Annotated in this window: 16 protein-coding genes and 2 pseudogenes; 9 read left to right on the top strand and 9 right to left on the bottom strand. The window is 63.3% G+C overall.

Going from position 1 to position 19601, the window contains the following annotated elements; translation table 11 throughout:
• Positions 1–85: 85 nt before the first annotated feature.
• The gene (locus tag FAZ95_RS06915) at positions 86–1006 is read right to left on the bottom strand and encodes a LysR family transcriptional regulator (protein ID WP_137331767.1); all 921 of its coding nucleotides are present in this window, start codon (positions 1004–1006) and stop codon (positions 86–88) included.
• A 51-nt stretch (positions 1007–1057) separates the two neighbouring features.
• Here FAZ95_RS06915 and FAZ95_RS06910 point away from each other — a divergent pair, with 51 nt between their 5' ends.
• Positions 1058–1675 (top strand): carboxymuconolactone decarboxylase family protein, encoded by a 618-nt coding sequence (locus FAZ95_RS06910; RefSeq protein ID WP_254699828.1) that lies wholly within the window; start codon positions 1058–1060, stop codon positions 1673–1675.
• 95 nt (positions 1676–1770) lie between these two features.
• Positions 1771–2400 carry a pyridoxamine 5'-phosphate oxidase family protein gene (locus tag FAZ95_RS06905; protein ID WP_137331766.1) on the top strand — a complete coding sequence of 210 codons (630 nt, stop codon included), beginning with the start codon at positions 1771–1773 and terminating at the stop codon, positions 2398–2400.
• 333 nt (positions 2401–2733) lie between these two features.
• On the opposite strand, the gene FAZ95_RS06900 is transcribed toward FAZ95_RS06905, so the two are convergent.
• On the bottom strand, positions 2734–3426 hold the full coding sequence (locus FAZ95_RS06900) for a hypothetical protein (protein ID WP_137331765.1): 693 nt from the start codon (positions 3424–3426) through the stop codon (positions 2734–2736).
• Between the two features lie 99 nt (positions 3427–3525).
• On the bottom strand, positions 3526–3957 hold the full coding sequence (locus tag FAZ95_RS06895; RefSeq protein WP_137331764.1) for a hypothetical protein: 432 nt from the start codon (positions 3955–3957) through the stop codon (positions 3526–3528).
• A gap of 269 nt (positions 3958–4226) precedes the next feature.
• Between FAZ95_RS06895 and FAZ95_RS39950 the strand changes: the two genes are divergently transcribed.
• The 3 genes from FAZ95_RS39950 (at position 4227) to FAZ95_RS06880 (ending at position 6426) form a co-directional block, all read left to right on the top strand.
• The gene (locus tag FAZ95_RS39950) at positions 4227–4466 is read left to right on the top strand and encodes a BPSL0067 family protein (protein WP_367872612.1); all 240 of its coding nucleotides are present in this window, start codon (positions 4227–4229) and stop codon (positions 4464–4466) included.
• 2 nt (positions 4467–4468) lie between these two features.
• Positions 4469–4915 (top strand): STY0301 family protein, encoded by a 447-nt coding sequence (locus tag FAZ95_RS06885; protein ID WP_137331763.1) that lies wholly within the window; start codon positions 4469–4471, stop codon positions 4913–4915.
• Positions 4916–5199: 284 nt separating this feature from the next.
• Positions 5200–6426, top strand: coding sequence for a lactonase family protein (locus FAZ95_RS06880; protein WP_175425531.1), 1227 nt, complete (start codon positions 5200–5202; stop codon positions 6424–6426).
• Positions 6427–6450: 24 nt separating this feature from the next.
• Here the strand turns inward: FAZ95_RS06880 and FAZ95_RS06875 are convergent, their stop codons facing one another.
• Positions 6451–7347 (bottom strand): LysR family transcriptional regulator, encoded by an 897-nt coding sequence (locus tag FAZ95_RS06875; protein ID WP_137331761.1) that lies wholly within the window; start codon positions 7345–7347, stop codon positions 6451–6453.
• A gap of 184 nt (positions 7348–7531) precedes the next feature.
• Between FAZ95_RS06875 and FAZ95_RS06870 the strand changes: the two genes are divergently transcribed.
• Genes FAZ95_RS06870 through FAZ95_RS06855 form a run of 4 tightly spaced genes read left to right on the top strand, consistent with a single transcriptional unit; the run spans position 7532 to position 13299 of the window.
• Positions 7532–9676 carry a 3-hydroxyacyl-CoA dehydrogenase NAD-binding domain-containing protein gene (locus FAZ95_RS06870; RefSeq protein ID WP_137331760.1) on the top strand — a complete coding sequence of 715 codons (2145 nt, stop codon included), beginning with the start codon at positions 7532–7534 and terminating at the stop codon, positions 9674–9676.
• A 32-nt stretch (positions 9677–9708) separates the two neighbouring features.
• A complete protein-coding gene (locus FAZ95_RS06865; RefSeq protein WP_137331759.1) occupies positions 9709–10917 on the top strand; it encodes an acyl-CoA dehydrogenase family protein in 1209 nt (402 codons plus the stop codon).
• Between the two features lie 13 nt (positions 10918–10930).
• Complete coding sequence (locus FAZ95_RS06860; RefSeq protein ID WP_137331758.1) at positions 10931–12061, top strand: acyl-CoA dehydrogenase family protein; 1131 nt, start codon at positions 10931–10933, stop codon at positions 12059–12061.
• Between the two features lie 23 nt (positions 12062–12084).
• Positions 12085–13299, top strand: a complete 1215-nt coding sequence (locus FAZ95_RS06855) for a CaiB/BaiF CoA transferase family protein (protein WP_137331757.1) — start codon at positions 12085–12087, stop codon at positions 13297–13299.
• Positions 13300–13306: 7 nt separating this feature from the next.
• On the opposite strand, the gene FAZ95_RS06850 is transcribed toward FAZ95_RS06855, so the two are convergent.
• From FAZ95_RS06850 to FAZ95_RS06830, 5 genes and pseudogenes are all read right to left on the bottom strand, one after another.
• Positions 13307–14806 carry a methyl-accepting chemotaxis protein gene (locus FAZ95_RS06850; RefSeq protein WP_254699827.1) on the bottom strand — a complete coding sequence of 500 codons (1500 nt, stop codon included), beginning with the start codon at positions 14804–14806 and terminating at the stop codon, positions 13307–13309.
• Positions 14807–14887: 81 nt separating this feature from the next.
• Positions 14888–15964, bottom strand: a complete 1077-nt coding sequence (locus FAZ95_RS06845) for a lactonase family protein (protein ID WP_137331755.1) — start codon at positions 15962–15964, stop codon at positions 14888–14890.
• Between the two features lie 200 nt (positions 15965–16164).
• Positions 16165–17004 (bottom strand): annotated as a pseudogene (locus FAZ95_RS06840) (endo alpha-1,4 polygalactosaminidase); the annotation flags it as partial.
• A gap of 231 nt (positions 17005–17235) precedes the next feature.
• Positions 17236–18619 (bottom strand): annotated as a pseudogene (locus FAZ95_RS06835) (NCS2 family permease).
• 599 nt (positions 18620–19218) lie between these two features.
• Positions 19219–19545 (bottom strand): DUF4148 domain-containing protein, encoded by a 327-nt coding sequence (locus FAZ95_RS06830; protein WP_137331753.1) that lies wholly within the window; start codon positions 19543–19545, stop codon positions 19219–19221.
• Between the last annotated feature and the right edge of the window lie 56 nt (positions 19546–19601).

The following is a 19601-nucleotide window of genomic DNA, read 5'->3' as shown; positions in this document are numbered from 1 at the left end:
GGACTACGAAACGCCAGCCGAACGATTTCAGCAAACTATTGCATCCACCGGTTGAATCCGCACCGTAAGTGCTGTCCATTGGGCGTTACGACGCGGAGACGTTCCCGGGTTCGCGCGCTATCCGCGTGCGGAGGCCCGGCGTCACAAAGTCAAGAAAAGCACGCAACTTCAGGGGTAGTGGAACCTGTCCAGCATGTACCAAGCTAACTGGCACCGGTGTCGGTTCGAACCTGTCGAGTACTACGCGAAGTGCGTTATTGCGCACAAGGTCCGCGACTTGGTAGGACAGAACCCGTGTCAGTCCAACACCATGAATTGCAGCTGCAATCGCCGCTTCGGCCGTGTTGGTGACAAGTCGCGAATGAATAGGCACGACCTGCCTTGTTTTACCTGACCCGAAGCTCCACGCGTGAGCGGATTCCAGCCCCTCGAACGTGATGCACTGCTTGTCGGCGAGGTCAAACGGCTTCGCCGGCTCGCCGTGGATATTCAGGTATGCCGGACTTGCGCAGACCACGCGTCGGATTGCTCCCACGCCGGTTGCAACCAGTGCGCTATCCGGCAAATGGCCAATCCGGACCGCGACGTCGACATGTTCCTCCAGCAAATGCACGATGCGATCCACGAGCATGAGGCGAATGTCGATCTCCGGATACTGCGCGAGAAATTCGGCAACGACCGGCACGACATGCAGACGCCCGAATACCACTGGCGCCGTGATGGTGAGATCGCCTTTGGGCGCGGTGTACTCACCCGTCGCCGCCCGTTCGGCCTCGGCAATTTCCTCGAGAATGCGCCGGCATGCGGCCACGTATGACTGTCCCGTTTCGGTGAGCGAAAGCTGTCGCGTCGTGCGCTTAAGCAGGCGTGTTTTAAGGTGCGACTCGAGGTCCGCCACCTTGCGGCTGACCGTCGCCAGCGGCATGCCGAGCCGGCGCGAGGCAGACGAGAGACTACCGGTTTCGACAACGGCGATAAGGATAGACATCGATTCGAGCCGGTCCATCGGATTCTCTCGTCTGATGGGAGGAAGATTCCCGATCTTGCTGGATTCTCTTTGAAATTGGAAGTGCGTAACGTTGTATCTGTCGTTACCGACGTCCTTCTTTCAAAGGAAATTGCCATGTCCCGTCTCCCAACACCCGCTACGATCGCCGAAGCGCCTACTGCCTCCCAACCGATGTTGGACGCCGTTAACAGGCAGTTGGGCGTGGTGCCGAACCTGTTCCGGCTCGTCGCCAACAGCCCGGCGGCGCTCGAAGGCTACCTGAACCTTTCCGGCGCGCTCGCCAAAGGTACGCTTGCCCCTCCGACGCGTGAGCGCATCGCCCTTGCCGTCGCCGAAGCTAATGGCTGTGACTACTGCCTGTCCGCTCACACGTATCTCGCGAAGAACTTTGCGAAGCTCGGCGATGACGAAATTGCTGCGAATCGCAACGGCAGTTCGAACGATCCGAAAGCCGATGCTGCAGTGAAATTTGCAAAAAGGCTGGTCGACATGCGCGGCCGCGTGTCCGAGACCGACTTGCAGGCGGTCAAGTCTGCCGGTTACGACAGTGCACAGATCATCGAGATCATTCAGCACGTTGCGTTGAACGTATGGACGAACTACCTCAACGTTGCCGTGGATACGGACATCGACTTTCCTGTCGTACGGGCGCACGAGGCCGGATAAACGGCGACCCTGGAAAACACGGACCGCTGGCGCGCAAAAGCGTCGGCGGTCTTCTCGTTATGGCGGCGCTGTCGGAGCGCAAGTAGGAGGCAGTCATGGCCGGATCCCACGTTTTCGCTAGCGATGTGGCTTTCACGCCGACCGTCAAGTCGATGCAGGTACGCCACCGTTCGCGCGCAGCCTACGCTCGACTCGAGCAGTCGAGCGGCTGGGAGACGCGCATCACCCCTGAGTGCGCGGCTTTCATTGAGAGACAAACGAGCGCATTTCTCGCTACCGCAAACCTCGATGGACAACCGTATATCCAGCATCGTGGCGGACCTGCAGGGTTTCTGCGTGTGCTTGACGATACAACGATCGCGTTTGCCGATTTCTCGGGCAACAAACAATACATAACGATAGGAAACCTGGCCGACAATCCAAAGGCACATCTGTTTCTCATCGATTATGCGCAACGCCAAAGAATCAAGATTTGGGGCGAGGCTCGCGCTGTCGAAGGCGACGACGCTCTGATTGCAGAGTTGATGCCCCAGCAATACAAGGCCCGTGCAGAGCGGGCAATTCTATTCAAAGTAAGGGCTTGGGACGCCAACTGCCCACAGCACATCCCGAATCGCTTCGACGTTGCAGATGTTACTGCTGCGATTGAACAGCGTGATCGGCGTATCGCTGAACTTGAGGAAGAGGTTAAGCGTCTCCGCGTCGTCACCGGCAGGACGACATAGGGATGCCGGTTGGAGCGCTCCAAGTCTGTGCTGAGAACTGCCGGCATCTTGCGGTGGCGACGGTAAACGTCCGCCGTGACTTTTACAGCGGACGCTGGCATGGTGATGCCGTGTGGCCGAAACGGGTTGCGGAAGTTCGGGACTGTGCGGGAGCGATCGACGACTGACTGACGACGAACTTCCGGGTTCGGCCACTTTCAGCCGTTCGACAGCATGACCAAAATCGTTGACTTCGGTTACAGCCGGACGGTTACGGAGACAGCTCGTGACTGTCTGCTACGAGCACGCACCTGGGTGAAGAGCGCGTGTGGCAGGCCCGTTTGAACCGGTGCATCAAAGCGGATGATTCAGGTCGGCTGCCAGTTGCGTCGCGATACTGTTCGCACCTTCGGTCAGATCACTTTTGATGTCGGTCGCCGAAACATTCTGCTTTCCGAAGTAGAACGTTTTTCGATAGATGGCATTGCCAGCGTCTAGTGGGTCAGACTCGTTCGGCTTCTTCCTGAACTGCAGCAATTCATTGGATTTTGGATACATCACCGCGGTAGCGGAGATATAGAGATTTCCCGACTGCATCTGGTAGCCAACATCAACAAACAAGATCGCGCTTGCCGACGACTTGTCATAAATGATTCTTTTCTGCGTGCTCGAAGCGACCGTATCTACGTCGAACGGCGCTCTAAACCTGATATCCGCGACTGTGCCGAGTGCATCATTGGAGGCCTGTTTCATGACTGTGCGGAAGTCATAATCGCGCAGTTGCTCGATGATCGGGGCCGCGTCTTTTTCTGCGGAAGAGCGGCGGGCGGCATCGATACCAGCCGCGACTAGCGCCCCCAGGAGGCCCGTTGCGCCGGCATTGGTTGGTGTAACGGTGATGAGCAAACTGCTTTGCGGAATAAACAACGTGCCGGTAACGCTTCCGAGGTCGTGCTGCTCCTGCGTGGTCAGAGAGATCGGCGGAGTCGTCGCGCATCCCGCCAATGCGGCGGAACACAAGAATAGCGATAGTTTTTTTAGATTCATTACTGAGCCTGGCTAATGACGATGGGTGCTTCGATGAAAGGCGGGACCGTCGGCCCCTCATTGTGTTCAATGGCGTGTAGAGCTTGACGCCACATAGATTCAGCAACTCAGGGCGCTTATTTCATGCGAGTCTGGCCAAATCAATTCAAGTCTCTTTAACGGCAGTTTCGAAGTTATCTTGAATGTTTTTTTGGCGAAATCCTGCCAATTCTGAAAGAAAATCGAAAGATGTTGTGATACAACTGGATGGGGAGATTTGCCGACGTGTCCGACCGGGTTTTGCAACTGTCGCGGTTGAAATCCGGCGCGTGCCTTTATACATCTGATTGCACGGGTGCCGGCTATTTCCACAGTTTCGACGCCGAACATAGTGCAACCGGCACTATGTTCGGTCACGGTGGCGGGTTCGGAAATGGCTGCTTTGGGGAAAATCGAAAGACAGAAGCGGGTCGAAATGCGTCCGCCGAGCGACGCACTGTTTGCTTGCCCAACATTTGCGATGCGGCGAAGAATGCCGGTATCAACCGCCAAATACGGATACCTAAAAACAAAAAAACCGCCAATCCAATTTCAATTCATTCGGCTAGAATTGGCATCCGAATCTTCGCCGCAAACCGGGCATCAAAACGGCAAATCAACCGGAAAACGAGGAGAAGTAAATGCCATATGTCTACGGAGATGCCGAATCTCTGGAAAAATTACCGACCGTCGGCAATAAACAATGCGTCGCGCTCGTCAAGGAATTCGCCGGAGCCCCTGCCTCGTCGTGATGGCACGAAGGCGAATCCGTTAAAGGCAACCTGCTGCTCAAGAAAGGCACAGCAATCGCGACTTTCATCGACGGCCGCTACCAGAACCACGCCTCCGGCAATCACGCCGCCTTGTACATCGGCCAGGACACGGGCGGAATCATCGTCGTCGACCAGTGGTCGACGAGCGGCACGATCAAGAAGCGGCGCCTGCCCTTTCTCGGCAAAGACAAGAACGGTCATTTCATTACCCCGAGCAACAACGGCGACGCATTTTCCGTCATCAAATAAACATGAATCCCGTGCGCGCATTTATTTTCCCCTCGATGCTGGCGGCAACGGCATTCATTTGCTTTCCGGCAATGGCGGATGAAAATCCGGTTTGCCCCGCCAAAATATCCGTCGCGCAAAATCTCGACGGCCAGGCGCCTGAAGGCTGGACTCGTTACGATGCCAAAGACGAATATCCGTTTTCGGGCGTTTCTTTCTGGTCCGGCACGCCCGACCAAAAGGCCCAATTGGCGCCCTCGCAGCAGAAACGCAATCGCGCTGCAAGCACGACGGCTACCTGGATACTGCCTAAATCGGAAACCGCCTATTGGGTCGGCTGCGAATATTCCGGAACGAGCGTCATCCTCGCCAAGCCGCTGGAAAAGAACATCGACCGTTGCTCGGTCGAATACGACAACCGCTTTTCTCCTCCGGTAGCGAAGAGCTGGCGTTGCGTCGGGAGACCTTGAGCCTCTCCTCGCTGTGCACAATGCGCAAATTGCCGCACCAACCATAACAACGTAGAAACCACATGCGACGACCAACACGAGGGATCATTCAATACGGGGGCGCTCAAGCGAATCGCTTGGGCGTGTGTCTGGCAACGGGATTGGCACTCGCACTCTCCGGATGCGGTGGACACAATGTGGCTACTGTGACTGCGTCCACGTCTTCGCCCACCTCTACGCCCACCTCTTCACCGACCTCGCCATCTACGCCCACGACATTTGCGGTCGGCGGCACCGTGTCCAGCATGGCTTCAGGCGTATCGGTCACGCTGCAAAACAACGGCGGCGACTCGGTGACGGTTTCCGCCAACGGCGCATTCGCGTTCCCGACGGCGCTCGCGACCGACGGTTCGTATTCGGCCAGCGTCGGCAGCCAGCCGGCCGGCGAAACCTGCACGGTGACGAACGGCGCGGGCGTCGCCACGGCGAATGTGACGTCCATCGCGGTGAGCTGCGTACCGGCTGAATTCGTGGCATTCGACACCACGGGCAGTAGCGCGGCGTTGTACCTGTATCGCGTCGATCCCGCGACCGGCGCTCTGACGCAGGTTCCAGGCAGCCCGTACGCCATCGGAATCGCGCTGGGCGGCATGGTCTTCTCGCCGAGCGGCAACACCCTCTATGTCGGCGACGCCAACGACAGCACGTTGCGAGCCTTCAGCATCAATCGCTCGACCGGCGCGCGGACGGCCATCGCAGGCAGCCCGTTCACGACCGTCCAGTCGCAGCCTGCGCTCGCCATGGACCCGCTCGGCAAGTTTCTGTTGAGCGTATCGGTCAATAACGGCACGCTGTCGACCTTCGGCATTAACGCGTCAGGCGGACTCTCGTCGAGCGCGGCAGGCACCGGGTCGACAGGAGCGTCTCCGGTTTCTCTAGCGGTCTCTCCGACGGGCAGCTTTGTCTACACGGGCAGCTCCGCCACCAACAATCTTTCGGCGTTCGCGCTCGATTCCACAACCGGCGCGCTGACCGCAGTCGCAGGCAGTCCGTTTTCCACGAGTGAGGCGCTCAGCCTCGCCATCGATCCGGCCGGCAAGTTTCTCTACGCGACGAACTTGACCAGCAATACCGTCTCCATCTTTTCGATCGACGCGTCGACCGGCGCCCTGACGTCGGCTGGGCAGGCGGCGACAGGGTCTGGGCCGAACGGCATCGCGCTGACGCCCTCGGGCCGGTTCGCGTACGTCGCCAACACCGGAAGCAATTCGGTACAGGCGTATAGCGTGAACAGCACGACCGGCCAGCTCACGGCGGGCAGCGCGGTATCGCCGGGGATTAGCCCCGAGAACCTTACGGTCGATCCGAACGGAAAATTTCTCTACGTTTCGGTACTCGGTTCGGGCGGAGCCGGGGCCCTGCAGGGATACAGCATCGATCCTTCGAGCGGAGCGTTGACGTCGATTGCGGGCAGCCCGTTTACCTCGGTCAACTTTCCCAACAACGTGGCTGTCGTCAAGCTCGGGCCTTGACGACGTCCCGCGCGGACGGGGCGCTCACCGCCCCGCCCGCCGCGCCTGCTCCAGGATGAATTCGATAAACGCGCCGGCGGCCCGCGTGTGGTGCCGGTTCGGCATATAGAGCATGACCATCCGCGTGCCGTAGATACTGAGCCGCCACGCGTCGAGGGCGGTCACCACCTCGCCGCGCCGCAAGTCGTCCATCACCACATAGTCCGGCACGATCCCGACGCCGATCCCCGCCAGCACCGCCTGCCGCAGAAACAGGAAGTTCTCCGAGATCAGCGTCGGCTCGAGCAGCACCTCGTGCCGCTCGTCGTCGAGGTAAGCGGCCACTCGCAACTGCCGTCCCACCACGGCTGCGGTGATCAGCGGCGCCGTGCGCAAGTCATCGAGTTCGACCGGCATGCCGTGCTCGTCCGCATACGCACGCGATGCACACGCCACGTACCGCACCGCCCCCATGTCCCGCGCGACCAGATTCTGCGGCGGCTCGGACATCACGCGCACCGCGATATCGACTTCGTCGCGCATCAAGTCTTCGACGCGATTTTCGAACATCACGTCGAGCACGATCCCGGGATGCTGCCGCTTGAACTCGAGGAGCCACTCCGACATCACCAGTTGTCCGTAACCGCTCGGCACGGAAAGCCGCACCCGCCCCTGCAAGGTCGACCCGAGCGTGGCGACCGATTCCTGCGCGGCGAGCAGCTCGTTGCGAATCGCGCGCCCGTGCTCGTAGAGCCGCAGGCCGGCCTCGGTCGGCTCCACGCGCCGCGTCGTGCGCCGCACGAGCTGCAAGCCGAGCGAGCGCTCGAATTGATTCAAGTGGTAGCTGACGTTCGCGCGCGTCATCTTCAGGCGGCGCGCGGCCTCGCTGAGATTGCCGGCTTCGAGAATCTCGACGAGCAAGGACAGTGAGTTCAGGTCCATTGCATTCCATCCACAGCATGCGTGTCAAAAGAATTTTGACAGTCTGTCAATCGATACCAGGATTGTCAATCTGGCCTAGTCACTCGACAATCGTCCTCATCCTTCCCGGCATCACGGCATACAAAACGCAGAATTTGGTATGCCAAATGCCGAATACGAAATGCCCCATACGGAGACGAACACCATGGCTGATAAACACGCCAGACCCGACTCGAGCCCCGACACTTCCGCCCCGGCCGTCACGCGCACGATGCACGGCAAGATCCTGCTCGTCGGCATCGACAACCCGCCCGTCAATGCACTCGGCGTCGAGGTGCGGCGCGGCCTGCTCGCCGCGATCGAAGCCGCCGATGCCGATGCGAACGTCGCCGCCGTGCTGATCGTCGGCGCGGGGCGCAACTTCATCGCGGGCGCCGACATCCGCGAGTTCGGCAAGCCGCCGCTGCCGCCCGCGCTGCCGGATGTCTGCAACCGCATCGAGGCGTGCAAGAAGCCGGTCGTCGCGGCGATCCACGGCGCGGCGCTCGGCGGCGGTCTCGAGATCGCACTTGCCGCGCACTACCGGCTCGCCGTCGCGAGCGCCAAGCTCGGTCTGCCCGAAGTGCAGCTCGGCCTCATGCCCGGCGCGGGCGGCACGCAGCGCGCGCCGCGTCTGATCGGCGCCGCCGCCGCGCTCGATCTGATGCTCTCCGGCCGCCATGCAAGCGGCACGGAAGCGGCGAAGCTCGGCCTCGTCGATCGGCTCGCGCAGAGTGACGACATCCTCGCCGAAGGGCTCGCCTACACGCAGGAACTGCTCGCGTCGCATGCGAGCGTGCGCCCCACCCGCGCGGCCAATGCACTCGCCGATCGCGATGCGAGCCGGGCCGCCATCGATGCCGCGCGCAAAGACACCGAGCGCAAATCGCGTGGCCTCTTCTCGCCGCTGAAGATCGTCGAAGCCGCCGAAGCGGCGCTCGACCTGCCGTTCGACCAAGGGCTCGCGCTCGAACGGAAGCTATTCCTGCAATGCCTCGACAGTCCGCAGCGCGCGGGCTTGATCCATGCGTTCTTCGCCGAGCGCGAAGTGGCCAAGGCGCCTGAGACGCGCAGCGCGTCGCCGCGCGAAATCGCGCGCGTCGGCGTGGTCGGCGGCGGCACGATGGGCGCGGGCATCGCGGTCGCCGTGCTCGACTCGGGCCTGCCCGTCACGATGATCGAGCGCGACGACGAAGCGCTGGCGCGAGGCCGCGCACATGTCGAGCGCGTCTACGACGGGCTCGTCGCCAAGGGCCGCATGAGCGCCGACGCGAAAGCCGCCGTGCTGGCGCGCTTTGACGGCAGCACGTCGTACGACGCGCTCGCTTCCGCCGATCTCGTGATCGAAGCGGTGTTCGAAGACATGGCGGTCAAGAAGGCCGTATTCGCCGAACTCGATCGCGTCTGCAAGCCCGGCGCCGTGCTCGCAACCAACACCTCGTACCTCGACATCGACGAGATCGCCGCCAGCACCTCGCGCGCTTCCGACGTGATCGGCCTGCACTTTTTCTCGCCGGCCAACATCATGAAGCTGCTCGAAATCGTGGTGCCCGCGAAGGTCAGCGCGGACGTCGTCGCCACCGCGTTCGAACTCGCGAAGAAGCTGCGCAAGGTGCCGGTGCGCGCGGGCGTCTGCGACGGCTTCATCGGCAACCGGATTCTGGCCGTCTACCGCACGGCGGCCGACTACCTCATGGAAGACGGCGCATCGCCCTATCAGATCGACAGCGCGATACGCCAGTTCGGCTATCCGATGGGCCCGTATCAAGTGGTCGACCTCGCGGGCGGCGACATCGGCTGGGCGGCGCGCAAACGCCGCGCGCCCACGCGCAATCCGAAGGCGCGCTACGTCGAGATCGCCGACCGCCTCTGCGAGCGCGGCTGGTTCGGACAGAAGACGCAACGCGGCTTCTATCTGTACCCCGAAGGCGCGCGCACCGGTACGCCCGACCCCGAAGTCGAAGCGATCATCGATGCCGAACGCAAGCGCGCCGGCATCACCCCGCGCACCTTCACCGACGAAGACATCGTGCGCCGCCTGATGGCCATCATCATCAACGAAGGCGCCAACATCGTGCGCGAGGGGATCGCGCTCAGGCCGCTCGACGTCGACATGACGCTGCTCTACGGCTACGGTTTTCCACGCTATCGCGGCGGCCCGATGAAATACGCGGACACGGTGGGACTCGCCGCGATCCTCGCCGACCTGCGCGCGTTCGAAAAGGAAGACGCGTTGTTCTGGAAGCCGTCGCCGCTGCTCGTTGAACTCGTCGAGCGCGGCGCGGATTTCGCGAGCCTCAATCAACAATGAGTCGGCAATGAGTCAGCCCTAAAGGCCACCCCATGGATCTGAATTTCACTCCCGAAGAAGAAGCGTTTCGCGCCGACGTGCTGCGTTTTCTGCGCGACAAGCTGCCCGAGCGCATCTCGAGCAAAGTCAAGAACGGCAAGCGCCTGACGCGCGAAGACATGGCGCAATGGCACGCGATCCTCAACGAGCGCGGCTGGCTCGCGAGCCACTGGCCAGCCGAGCACGGCGGCCCGGGCTGGAGCGCGGTGCAGAAATTCATCTTCGACAACGAATGCGCGCTCGCGGGCGCACCGCGTATCGTGCCGTTCGGCGTCAACATGCTTGCCCCCGTGCTGATCAAATACGGTAGCGAGGCGCAGAAGCGCTATTGGCTGCCGCGCATTCTCGACGGCTCGGACTGGTGGTGCCAGGGCTACTCGGAGCCGGGCGCGGGCTCGGATCTGGCGTCGGTCAGAACCTCGGCCGTGCGCGGCATGGACGATCGAGGCGCGCACTACATGGTCAACGGTCAGAAGACATGGACCACGCTCGGCCACTACGCGAACATGATCTTCTGCCTCGTGCGCACCGCGACCGATGTGCGCAAACAGGAAGGCATCAGCTTCCTCCTGATCGACATGACCACGCCGGGCGTCGAAGTGCGCCCGATCATCACGCTCGACGGCGAACACGAAGTCAACGAGGTGTTCTTCACCGACGTGCGCGTGCCCGCGGAAAACCTGATCGGCGAAGAGAACAAGGGCTGGACCTACGCGAAGTATCTGCTCACGTACGAGCGCACGAACATCGCGGGCGTGGGCTTTTCGGTTGCGGCGCTCGAACGCCTGCAGCGCATCGCCGCCACGCAGACGAAGAACGGCAAGCCGCTCGCGGACGATCCGCTCTTCGCCGCGCGTCTCGCACGCGTGCAGATCGATCTCGAGAACATGAAGACCACCAACCTGCGCACGATCGCGCTGGCGGCGGGCGGCGGCGCACCGGGTGCGCAAAGCTCGATGCTCAAGATTCGCGGCACCGAGATCCGCCAGGAGATCGCTTCGCTCACGCGCCGCGCAATGGGTCCGTACGCGCAGCCGTTCATCGAAGACGCCCTCGACGCCGACTATGCCGGCGAGCCGATCGGTCCGCTCGACGCCGCGAGCGCCGCGGCGAGCTACTTCAACAACCTCAAGCTGTCGATCTTCGGCGGCTCGAACGAAATCCAGAAGAACATCATCGCCAAGATGATCCTGGGACTGTGAGGGAACAACGGTCATGAACTTCCAGCACACCGAAGACCGCCGCATGCTCGCGGATACGCTCGAGCGTTTCATCGCCGGCGAATACGGCTTCGAGACGCGTGACAAGGTTGCCAACTCGGATACTGGCTATAGCCCCGACATGTGGCGTCGTTTTGCGGAACTGGGCACGATCGGCGCGCTTTTTAGCGAAGCCGACGGCGGCTTCGGCGGCGCCGCGTTCGACATTTCCGTGGTCTTCGAGAGCCTGGGACGCGGGCTCGTAGTCGAGCCGTTTCTCGGCGCGCTGATGGCCGGCCGTGCGATCTCGTCGGCGGGCACCGATGACCAGAAGGCGCGGCTCGCGGGCTTGATCGACGGCAGCGCGGTGGCGGCGTTCGCACATGGCGAGCCGGACACGCATTACGAGCCGTCGCGCGTGGTGACGCGCGCCGCTCGCGCGGGCGACGGCTGGGTACTCTCGGGCGCCAAGGCCGTCGTGCCGCACGGCGAGCACGCGGACTTCTTCGTCGTGTCGGCACGCACAAGCGGTAACGTAGACGACGAAGCGGGCATCTCGCTCTTCATCGTGCCGCGCAACGCACCGGGCCTCTCCTTGCGCGGCTATCCGCTGATCGACGGCGGGCGCGCCGCCGAGCTCACGTTCACGGACACGCGCCTCGGCGCGGATGCCTTGCTCGGCGCCGAAGGCGAAGCCTTTGCGACGATAGAATCCGCACTCGGCTTCGGCGTGCTCGCGCTGTGCGCGGAAGCGCTCGGCGCAATGGATGTCGCGCAGCGCGACACGCTCGAGTATCTGCGCACGCGCAAGCAGTTCGGCGTGCCGATCGGCAGCTTCCAGGCGCTGCAGCACCGCATGGCCGACGTCGCACTCGAAATCGAGCAGGCGCGCTCGGCGGTGATCAACGCGGCCGCCGCGCTCGACGGCCCGCGCCTCGTGCGCGAACGCGCGCTGTCGGCGGCGAAGGTCACGATCGGCCGGGTCGGCGCGCTCGTCGCGACCGAAGCCGTGCAACTGCACGGCGGCATCGGCATGACATGGGAGCTGCCGCTCGCCCACTACGCGAAGCGCCTCGTGATGATCGATCACCAGCTCGGCGACGAGGATCACCATCTAGCGCGCTATATCGCGCTCTCAAAACAATGAGCGCTTGCCCGGAGAACAAAACGATGGCGACCGATAACAACAACGTTCACGCATCGCCGCTGCAAGGCATCCGGGTGCTCGACTTCTCGCGTGTGCTCGCGGGGCCATGGTGCGCGATGGTGCTCGGCGATTTCGGCGCGGACGTCATCAAGATCGAACAGCCCGGCCGCGGCGACGATACGCGCGACTGGGGCTTGCGCGTGGGCGTGACGGAGACGACGTACTTCAACAGCGTGAACCGCAACAAGCGCTCGATCTGCCTCGACTTGCAAACCGCCGAAGGGCAACGCATCGCGCGCGAACTGGTGAAGGAAAGCGACGTCGTCGTTCACAACTTCAAGCTCGGCGGCGCGGAAAAGCTCGGCCTCGGCTACGAGGCGCTCAGCGAGATCAATCCGAAGCTCGTCTATTGCGCGATTTCCGGCTACGACCGCACCGGCCCCGAAGCGGGACGGCCCGGCTACGATCTTGTCGTGCAAGGCGAAACGGGATTGATGGCCATGAACGGCGAAGCGCATCAGCCGCCGCTCAAATTCGGCGTCGCGGCGGTGGATCTCTTCACCGGCATGTATTCGGCGCAGGCGATCCTCGCGGCGCTCTACGAACGCACCTCGACCGGCCGCGGACGCCGCATCGAAATGGCGCTGTTCGACTGCGGGCTGATGATCACCGCCTACTACGGGCTCGAAGCGCTCTTGATGGAGCATGATCCGCCGCGCTACGGCAACGCGCATCCGTCGATCGTGCCGTATGGGGTGTTCGACGCGGCCGACGGTCCGATCGTCATCACGGTCGGCAACAACGCGCAATTCGCGCGCTTTTGCGAAGCGATCGGGCGCCCCGATCTCGCAAGCGACGAGCGCTTCAAAACCAATCTCGGACGCTCGAGCCATCGCGACGCGCTGCTGCCCGAGATTCGCGGCGAGCTCGCGCGGCGCCGTCGCGCGGATCTGCTCGCCGCGATCGGCGACGCCGGCATTCCGTGCGGCGAAGTGCTCGGACTGCACGAGGCGCTGACATCCGAGCGTGCTACATCGGGCGGCGTCGTCACGAAGCAGGCGCATCCGGTCGCTGGACACGTGGACGTGCTCGCCCCGCCCTATCGCTTCGATGGCGCGCGGCTTCCGGTGCGCGCCGCGCCGCCCGTACTCGGTTCGCACACCGAAGCCGTTCTCGGTGAGTTGCTGGGGATGTCGGCGGAGGAAGTCGCCAAGCTCAAGGCGGACAAGGTCGCTTGATTGGCAATCAAGCCCTCGCCAACCTGAACGACGCCACCACCGCCTCCAACTGACGCGCCTGCTCTTCGAGCGATCCGGCCGCCGCCGCGGCCTGCTCGACGAGCGCCGCGTTCTGCTGCGTCACCTGCTCCATCTGCGCGACAGCCTGGCCGATCTGCACGATCCCGGTCGCCTGCTCCTCCGACTCCGCCGAGATCTCCTGCACGATGCCGGCCACGCGCCGCACCGCCTCGACGGTTTCGTCGATCGACGCGCCGGCTCGCGCCACCAGCGAATTGCCCGACTGGACCTTGGTGATCGAGTCGTCGATCAAGGTCTTGATCTCGCGCGCCGCGCTCGCGCTACGCTGCGCGAGCGCGCGCACCTCGCCGGCGACCACCGCGAAGCCGCGCCCCTGCTCGCCGGCCCGTGCGGCTTCGACCGCCGCGTTCAGCGCGAGGATGTTGGTCTGGAACGCGATGCCGTCGATCGTGCCGATGATGTCGGCCATCCGCGCCGAGCTGCTGCTGATGTCGTTCATCGTCGAGACCACGCCGCGCACCACGTCGCCGCTCTTCATCGCGATTTCCGCCGCGTCGCCGGCGAGCGAGCTGGCCTGGCGGGCGTTCTGGGCATTGAGCGTGACCGTCTCGGTCAGCTCTTTCATGCTGGCGGACGTCTGCTCCAAGGCCGCCGATTGCTCCTCGGTGCGCGACGACAGGTCCATGTTCCCCGCGGCGATTTCGTGCGCGCTGATGTTCACCGAACCGGAGCTGTCGAGAACCCGCCGCATCGTGCCCGTGAGCCCTTCCTTCATGCGCGCGATCGCAGCCAGCAGCCGGCCTATTTCGTTGTCGCCCGCGCTCGCGATGGCAATGGTCAGATTGCCGTCCGCGACTTGGTCGAGGAGGCTCGCCGCCTCGGTCAGCGGCGTCAAGACGAGCCGCCGCAGCGCAAAATGCACCGCCACGATCAAGGCGAGCGCGAGCAGCACGCCGAGCACCACCAGCTTGAGAATCAGCGCGTAGCGCGCGTCGCCGAGATCCGTTTCGGCCTGGGCCAGAGCATTGGCCTGCTTCTGAAAGCGCTCGAGCGCGTTCGAGTAGGCGACGCCGGTGTCGGTCACGTCCTTGTCGTTGAGCGCCACGTAGCCGGCCGTATCGTTGGCGCGCAACAGATCGATGGCGTGCTGCACGACCTGCATGTGCATGCGGGCCGCCTCTACGATGGTCTGCTGCAGGGCTTCATCGCGCCCTTCGAAACGCGGCGCTTCGGTAAAGGCCTGGAACTCCGCCATCGAGATCTTGAGCTTGCCCTGCGCGCTGTCGAGTGCCTTGCTGTCCGGCGGCGAGCCCGGATGCTCGCGCGCCGAGCTGTAGGCACGCCCGAGGCCGGCGCGCGAGCGCTGCATGTCCTTGTACGCGTCGTTGAGCTGGATGCATTGCGCCGAGATCGCGTGGACGCGCGTCGTCGACTGGTTCGAGGTGTGCAGCGAAACGATGCCCGCCACGCCGCCGACGACGATCATCGCCGCAAAGACCGCGAGGATGACGAGCAGCCCCGTGCGTATGCCTACGTTTTTTATGGTGCGTTTCCGAACGGGTTTGGACTATTCGACGTCGACGATCTCGACCCACGACGGGTTCTTTCCGACGAGGGTCGAACCGAGCCGCGTGAGCTGGCCGGTCTGTGGATCGATGCGATGGACACTCACCGCATTCGACAATTGCCCCGCCGACAGCAGGTAGCGCCCCGACGAATCGACGGCGAAGGCGCGCGGCTGCTTCTCGGTCGCGTATTCGCCGAGCGGGCTCAAGCGGCCGTCCGGCCCGTCGATCCGATAGGCGATCAAGGTGCTCGACGTACGCTCGGAAGCGTAGAGAAAGCGGCCGTCGGGCGTGGTGTGAACGTCGGCGGCCCAGGGCGTGCCGCTGAAACCGGCCGGCACCGCGGAGACCGTCTGGCGGATCGCCAACGTGCCGCGCTCCGGATCGAACGATGCCGTTTCGAGCTTGCCGTCGAGTTCATCGACGACATAGACGACGTGCCCGTTCGGATGGAACACGAAGTGCCGCGGCCCGGCCTGCTTGGGGAAGTCGAGCGTCGGCGGGTCGTTTGGCGTGATCGCGCCGGTTTTCGCGTCGAAGCGGCACTGCATGACGATGTCGCCGCCGAGGTTGGTCGCGAAGAGCCAGCGGTTCGACGGATCGGTCTTGATCGCGTGCGCCTTCGGCTTGGTCGGAATGACGAGATTGGCCGGCGCCACCACGCCGTCGGGCCCGATGCGGCTTTCACTGATCAGATTGCCGCCGTACGACGCGGCGAAGAGGAAATGCCCGGTCTTGTCCGTCGACAGGTTGGCCATGCTCTCGGGCAGCGGCGACGTGGCGACCGGCGTCAGCCTGCCGTCGCCTTCGATGCGGAAGCTCGCGACCGAGTAGGGCTTCGAGCGCAGCGAGGCGAACAGGTATTTGCGGTCGGGGCTGACCGTGAGCGGCATCACCATGCCCGTCACCGGCACGTCCTCGATCGACGAGAGCTTGCCGCTCTCTTCGTTCAGCTTCAGGACCGAGATGGTCCGGCTGTCCGCATTCGAAACATAGACGATGGTGGCGGCGTGGGCGGCGCTGGTCACGACACCCAGGGATGCCACAGCAGCCGAAGTCCACTTGACGAGGGAACGCACGAAAGAGTCTCCGTCCGGGTCGGCGCAAGCTACGGGACCTTGGCCGATGGTTTGATGACGCAGCGGGCCGCCCGTTCAGGCCGAACGGGCGGGTTCATCCTCGTTAACGGCAGCGGGCCGGACAACTTTAACAAATACCTTAATTTGTCTTACAAGACTGTGTGCAGTCGCGAATTAGCGGATCAATTCGAAGACGCAGTCGGCGTCGAAGGCCCCGTGCCGACTGTCGCCAGCGCCCCATCCGTCACATACGGCACGATGCCCAGCGCTCGAATCTTCGCGACCGTATCGCGCACGCACGCCGCATCGCCCGGCGCGCAATAGTCGATCGACAGCACCGGCAAACGGTATTGCTCGCGAATCGTCTTGGCCTGCGCGAGCAGCCACGCGCGGTCCGCCTCGGGCACTTCGACATAGCGTTGATGTGCCTGGTCCCAGCCTTGATACAGCGACTCGAACGCCACGGCATACACGAGGTCGTGCACTTGCGGCAGGATCTCGAAGCCGCGATTGAAGATCAGCTTCGCCCCCGGAAAGCGCGCTTTGATCGCGCGCACGACAGCGATGAGCCCGGCCTGCTGCCGCGCGCGCTCGGCATCGGTGCGCGCGAAGAGCTGGTAGGAATCGAGCGTGTCGAGAAAGAAGCCGCGATAGCCGGCGTCCCACAGCGGCGCGATCACGTGCTGCACGTAGAACGCGGGCCAGTCCGGGTGGCTCTGGTCGATCACGCGCGACGCCCACGCCTCGTTGTGTCCGGCAAGCCAGCGCTTGGGCAGCGCCGCGTAATAGCGGCGCGACGGCAGCACTTCCCCGACGCTCGCATACGCGAACCATTCGGTGTGCGGCAGGCGATGCGCGCTCGGCTCGAAGCCGCTGTCCGGCTCGATCACCGCGACATCGAATGCCGACAAGGGCTCGACGGGCGGATTGCGGCCGTAGTAAAGCGCAAACGATTCAAGCGGCGCGGCAGCAGGCGTTTGCGCACCCGCGGAGGTCATCGCGAGCGCCGAGGCGATACAGGCAAGCAACGATTTGAGCATCGGATAAGGAGACGACGGGGCCGCGCGCCGCGTCCAAAGTTGAAGAGCGCTTATCGTAATGAAGAACGGTGGGGGCGCCTAGGTGGGCGTGCCTGGGCGCATGCCCCAAATAAAAAGAGCCTGAGAACGCGAGTTCCCAGGCTTCAAGACCACCAACGAAAATGTGGTGGAGGAGACAACGTCCTCTCTGAGCGTTGCCGCATCTCCAGCGGCAACGCCCGGAATGCGTTTCTAGATCGCCCAGCCGCCAAGGTAGAAGGCGACCAGCACAGCCGCGATCACCACCGTGCCGACATTGAGCTTGCGGAATTCGCCGCTCACCACGCGGCCGATCACGAGCGTCGAGAAGCCGAGCATGATGCCCGTCACGATGTTGGCGGTCAGCACGATGAACACGGCGCACACGAGGCCGGACATCGCGTCGACCATGTCGTCCATGTGCAGCTTGCTCACGCTCGAGAGCATCATGAGGCCGACGTACATCAGCGCGGGGGCGGTCGCATACGACGGCACGAGGCTCGCGAGCGGCGAGAAGAACATCACGACCAGGAACAGCAGGCCGACCACTGCGGCAGCGAGACCCGTCTTCGCGCCGGCGGCCACGCCGACCGTCGATTCGATATAGGCCGCCGCCGGCGCCGCCGAGGAAACCGGAGAAGATCGAGCTCAGCGAATCCGCCGTCAGCGCGCGGCCGCCGTTGATGATGCGGCCGTTCTCGTCGAGCTGGCCCGCCTGCCCCGCCACGGCGCGGATCGTGCCGGTCGCATCGAACACGGCGGTCATCACGAGCGCCAGCACGCTAGGCAGCACGGCAAGCGAGAGCGCACCCTTGATGTCCATCGCGCCGATCAGCGATGCATGGCCCGGCGCGGAGAGCGACGGCAGCGCGAAGAAGCCGTGGAATTTCACGTCCGGATCGAACGCGACGCCGGCCGCCGAAATCGCGATCACGACGAGCAGGATCGAGCCCGGCACGCGGCGGCGAATCAGGCCGAAGATCGCCGCCAGGCCGATCACCGACATGATCACCGGGAACGACGTGACATGGCCGAGCGACACCGGCAGGCCGGCGCCCGGGTTCTTGACGACGAGACCGACGTCGTTCGAAGCGATCAAGAGCAGGAACAGGCCGATGCCGATCCCCGTGCCGTGCGCGATGCCCGCGGGCAAATTGCGCAGAATCCACGAGCGCACGCCGGTGACGGAAATGCCCGTAAACACGAGGCCCATCAGGAACACAGCGCCGAGCGCCACGGTCGGATGCAGCCCCTTGCCGAGCACGAGGCCGAACGCGGTAAACGCGGTGAGCGAAATCGCGCAGCCGATCGCGATCGGCAGCTTCGCCCACAGGCCCATCAACAGCGACCCGAAGGCCGTGGTGAGACACACGGCGACGAACACGGCGCTCGTGTCGAAGCCCGCCTTGCCGAACATGCCCGGCACGACGAACACCGAATACACCATCGCCAGAAACGTGGTGACGCCCGCGACGACTTCCTGGCGCTGCGTGCTGCCGCGCGAGGAAATGCCGAAGTATCGATCGATGAATCCCTTGGTGCCGAAGTCGCTTTCCGCGCCGACGCCGACGACCGGCTGCGCCTGGGTATCACTCATGAGCTTGCTCCTTTATCAGCGTGCTGAAACGGTCACGCTCGGGACCGTCATCAGGTTTGTCTCGAATCTAATTAAGTTGGGCTTGTCAGCAACGTCTTGGGGACGGGCGAGCCGTTGTGCGTCTCGTCGTTTCGGAAGCGTCGGCTGGTTTTTTTCGCGCTGTACGACGCGCTTTTCTATCAGCCTCGTCATTTGCACTTTGCCGTAGCGAAGGTTAGGCGAACGCGACATCACGTCCCATCGGGCCAGGAGCATGCAGCGCATGTCGTAGCGCTTATATCGGCGTCAAACCGTGCTTCGTCGTCGCGGACCGCGTGTATACGCTTAGTGTGGATCTGTTAAGGCGACTATTTGAGCGCTGGATTAACGAGGGCGTTTCAAGCCCTGCGAGGGCCGAATCTTACGATAAGCCGACGGATACGTATAACGAAAAGAGGGAGAGCGATGCTTGAGGAGAGAAGCGCTGCTTCGGGACGGAGTGTCCGAAGCGAAGAAAAGATGGCTGCCGCCAAGCCGTGGCGGCGAGCTTCGCGCCGGTGAGATCGGCGCGCGGGCGGCGCGGGACGCTATCGAGGCATCCCGCTGCCGCCCCTAACGCCTTATTGGCCGAAGAAGGTCGGCTTCATGCCGTCGTTCGACACGGCGCGGCCCACGCCCGACTGCGACATGCCGCCGATTGCCGGACCATAGCCCGTCTTGACCGGCTGCTCCTGGGTGTCGGCTGCGGCGATCTTCGCGTCGACGGCCTGGATATCGGCGGGATACGTGAGGTTGTCGTTTTGGGTGTAGCCGGCCTTCTGCGCTTCGACCAGTTGAGCACGCACTTCGGCGCGCGTGAGCGGTGCGTTCGATTGCTGCGCGAACGAAGCGAGCGGAGCGGAAAGCAGCACGGCGGCGGCGGCGACAGCGAACAGACGGGTCTTCATGATTCTTACCTCGACAGATGATTTATGAACCGCTTCGAACACAGCGTCCTTGGCGA

Source organism: Trinickia violacea (assembly GCF_005280735.1).
GTDB lineage: Bacteria > Pseudomonadota > Gammaproteobacteria > Burkholderiales > Burkholderiaceae > Trinickia_A > Trinickia_A violacea.
Note: the sequence above shows the minus strand (reverse complement) of the source record. Positions and strands in the feature narration are given on the sequence as shown.

What these genes read in the sequence shown, in the direction of transcription:
- FAZ95_RS06875 (WP_137331761.1), bottom strand. Translation starts at nt 7,347, where the DNA reads ATGGACCTGAACTCACTGTCCTTGCTCGTCGAGATTCTCGAAGCCGGC.
- FAZ95_RS06870 (WP_137331760.1), top strand. Translation starts at nt 7,532, where the DNA reads ATGGCTGATAAACACGCCAGACCCGACTCGAGCCCCGACACTTCCGCC.
- FAZ95_RS06865 (WP_137331759.1), top strand. Translation starts at nt 9,709, where the DNA reads ATGGATCTGAATTTCACTCCCGAAGAAGAAGCGTTTCGCGCCGACGTG.
- FAZ95_RS06880 (WP_175425531.1), top strand. Translation starts at nt 5,200, where the DNA reads ATGGCTTCAGGCGTATCGGTCACGCTGCAAAACAACGGCGGCGACTCG.
- FAZ95_RS06915 (WP_137331767.1), bottom strand. Translation starts at nt 1,006, where the DNA reads ATGGACCGGCTCGAATCGATGTCTATCCTTATCGCCGTTGTCGAAACC.
- FAZ95_RS06860 (WP_137331758.1), top strand. Translation starts at nt 10,931, where the DNA reads ATGAACTTCCAGCACACCGAAGACCGCCGCATGCTCGCGGATACGCTC.
- FAZ95_RS06885 (WP_137331763.1), top strand. Translation starts at nt 4,469, where the DNA reads ATGAATCCCGTGCGCGCATTTATTTTCCCCTCGATGCTGGCGGCAACG.
- FAZ95_RS06850 (WP_254699827.1), bottom strand. Translation starts at nt 14,806, where the DNA reads ATGATCGTCGTCGGCGGCGTGGCGGGCATCGTTTCGCTGCACACCTCG.
- FAZ95_RS06905 (WP_137331766.1), top strand. Translation starts at nt 1,771, where the DNA reads ATGGCCGGATCCCACGTTTTCGCTAGCGATGTGGCTTTCACGCCGACC.
- FAZ95_RS06900 (WP_137331765.1), bottom strand. Translation starts at nt 3,426, where the DNA reads ATGAATCTAAAAAAACTATCGCTATTCTTGTGTTCCGCCGCATTGGCG.
- FAZ95_RS06855 (WP_137331757.1), top strand. Translation starts at nt 12,085, where the DNA reads ATGGCGACCGATAACAACAACGTTCACGCATCGCCGCTGCAAGGCATC.
- FAZ95_RS06830 (WP_137331753.1), bottom strand. Translation starts at nt 19,545, where the DNA reads ATGAAGACCCGTCTGTTCGCTGTCGCCGCCGCCGCCGTGCTGCTTTCC.